4 protein-coding genes are annotated in these 2,434 nt (G+C 36.7%); all 4 read left to right on the top strand.

The window, feature by feature from the left end:
- A partial coding sequence (gene tssC / locus A2003_RS04480; protein ID WP_286686870.1) for a type VI secretion system contractile sheath large subunit occupies positions 1-765 on the top strand: 765 nt, incomplete at its 5' end.
- A gap of 55 nt (positions 766-820) precedes the next feature.
- The gene (locus tag A2003_RS04475) at positions 821-1,324 is read left to right on the top strand and encodes an Hcp family type VI secretion system effector (RefSeq protein WP_004913785.1); all 504 of its coding nucleotides are present in this window, start codon (positions 821-823) and stop codon (positions 1,322-1,324) included.
- A gap of 80 nt (positions 1,325-1,404) precedes the next feature.
- Positions 1,405-1,881: a type VI secretion system baseplate subunit TssE gene (tssE, locus tag A2003_RS04470; RefSeq protein ID WP_004913783.1), complete on the top strand. Its 477-nt coding sequence runs from the start codon at positions 1,405-1,407 to the stop codon at positions 1,879-1,881.
- 12 nt (positions 1,882-1,893) lie between these two features.
- Positions 1,894-2,434 (top strand): type VI secretion system baseplate subunit TssF (locus A2003_RS04465; RefSeq protein ID WP_286686869.1); only part of this gene is annotated, 541 nt, incomplete at its 3' end.

Here is a 2,434-nt window from a genome sequence, read left to right as displayed (position 1 = left end):
ATGCCGCATGTATTAGGTCGATTACCATACCATCCCAAAGAAGGTACCGTGACAGAAGGTTTTAATTTTATTGAAGATGTTTCTGGGGAAAACCATGATGATTATTTATGGATGAATGCGGCATATGCATTTGGTACACGTTTGACGAACGCATTTGATTCTCATGGCTGGTGTGCAGCGATTCGTGGAGTTGAGGGTGGGGGATTAGTTGAAGGTTTGCCAGTACATACCTTTAAAACTTCTGATGGCGAAGTTGTGTTTAAGTGTCCTACGGAAATTGCAATTACAGATCGCCGTGAAAAGGAATTAAGTGATCTAGGCTTTATACCATTAGTCCATTGTAAAAATACGGACTATGCAGCGTTCTTTGGTGCGCAATCAACACAAAAACCAAAGAAATATGATAACGATACAGCAAATGCCAACTCAGCACTTTCGAGTCAAATTCAATACATCATGGCTGTATCACGTATCGCACATTATTTAAAAGCAATGATGCGAGATAAAGTCGGAAGTTTTGCATCTGCAGGTAATGTTGAAGCCTTTTTGAATGACTGGCTCTCTCAATATGTATTACTTGATGACGGTGCCTCTCAAGAAGCAAAAGCACAATATCCGCTTCGTGAAGCATCTGTAAAAGTTGTAGAAGATCCTGCTCAACCAGGGCACTACAAATCCGTGGTTTTCTTGAGACCACATTTCCAGCTGGATGAATTGTCTGTTTCTTTGCGATTGGTCACTGAACTGCCGCAATCCTCAAATTAACAATGAGATCAGCTAGATAATAACTTTAAATAAATTAAATAGAGGTAAGTTTTAAATGAAAGATATTTATATCGAGTTTCGCGGCAAATATAAAGTAGATGGCGAATCTCGTGACTCAGAACATAAAGGCTGGTTAGAAGTTAATTCTTGGTCTCACAATATCCGTCAACCAAAATCAGCTACTTCAAGTAGTGTTGGTGGTCATACTGCTGAACGTGTCGAGCATTCAGATATGATTTTTGTGAAAGACTTGGATGCGACTAGTCCTAAATTATGGGAAGCATGTTCTGCAGGTTATACATTTGATGAGGTACAGATTGATTTCTACCGAGCAAATGGCGATAAACGCATTAAATACTTACAAATCAAATTAAAACATGTACTTGTTTCAAGCGTAACTCCAACTGTTAATGAAGAAGGTGTTCCAACTGAAGCATTTGGTTTGAAATATGCTGCTGTAGAATGGACGTATAACCAACAAGATATTAATGGTACTTCAAAAGGTGCTGTTACTAAGAAATGGTCACTTTCTAACAATACAGCATCTTACGCTGCTTAATATAGTTTGTGAGTTTCTAATAGAGGTTAATAGATCTGTGATTAACCTCTATTTCCACTAAAAATTATGTTCTTATAAAAATGAATTTAGATCATTTATATCCTTATGGATTCCGATCAACATTATTTGATCGTTTAGTACCAGAGCAAGAAGATTATTTACGAGGTATGTCGATTCAGCAATTAAGAGAATCAGTAGCGCATGATTTAGAGGATTTGCTGAACAGCAGAACGGCGCAATTTGCTCAAGATATAGATCAATATCCATTGGCTAAGAAATCTATTTTACAGTTTGGAATTATTGACTTTGTTGGACTATCAACAGCCAATCCTTTAGACCGCGATAAGATCTGTCAATCTATTGAGCAATCTATTACTGCACATGAACCTAGACTTAGACAAATCAAAGTAGAGATGTTGTTAGATGGCCATAACATGGGGTCATTGTGTTTGAGTATTCAAGCTTATTTAAATATCCACCCATTATACGAGCCTGTTTTTTTTGATGCTTTGCTTAAACCGACAACACAACAATATGTAATTTCAGCTAGAACGTAGTGTGAGCAAATCGTGATCGATCAACTTTTACCTTATTATGAAAAAGAACTACAAGAGTTTGGTCAACAGGCTAGAGAGTTTGCACAAAAGTATCCTAAGATTGCTCAACGGTTATCTTTGAACCAAGAGCAAATTGATGACCCGCACATTGAGCGTTTAATTCAAGCTTTTTCATTGATTGCTGCTCGTATTGATAAGAAGCTTGCAGATAGTTATGAGGTTTTTACACATGCATTATTTGAGGTGATGTTTCCTCAATATCTAAGACATTTTCCTGCATGCACAGTAGTAAGCTTTGAAGATGTTAATAAATTAAAGCAATTAACATCAGCTCATATCATCCCCAAAAAAACATCATTAAAGTCGCGTAGTTTCAAAGGTGTTCAATGTGAGTTTAATACAACCAATCAGGTTCGATTGTTACCGATATCTTTAATTGATTTAGAGTTTCAAACTTCACCTAGCACTCATATGCATCTAAATCAGAATGCGACGTTGAGTCTTAAATTTGAAATCTTTAATGATGCTCAGCAATGGCTGGTAAATGAAACAT

Origin of the sequence: Acinetobacter sp. GWC1_38_13, assembly GCF_001767535.1 — a bacterium.
Taxonomy (GTDB): Bacteria; Pseudomonadota; Gammaproteobacteria; order Pseudomonadales; family Moraxellaceae; genus Acinetobacter; species Acinetobacter junii.
This window is presented reverse-complemented; position numbering and strand designations above follow the sequence as displayed.

Excerpts from the sequence above, each read along its gene's own strand:
- A2003_RS04475 (WP_004913785.1), top strand. The coding sequence starts at position 821 with ATGAAAGATATTTATATCGAGTTTCGCGGCAAATATAAAGTAGATGGC.
- tssE (WP_004913783.1), top strand. The coding sequence starts at position 1,405 with ATGAATTTAGATCATTTATATCCTTATGGATTCCGATCAACATTATTT.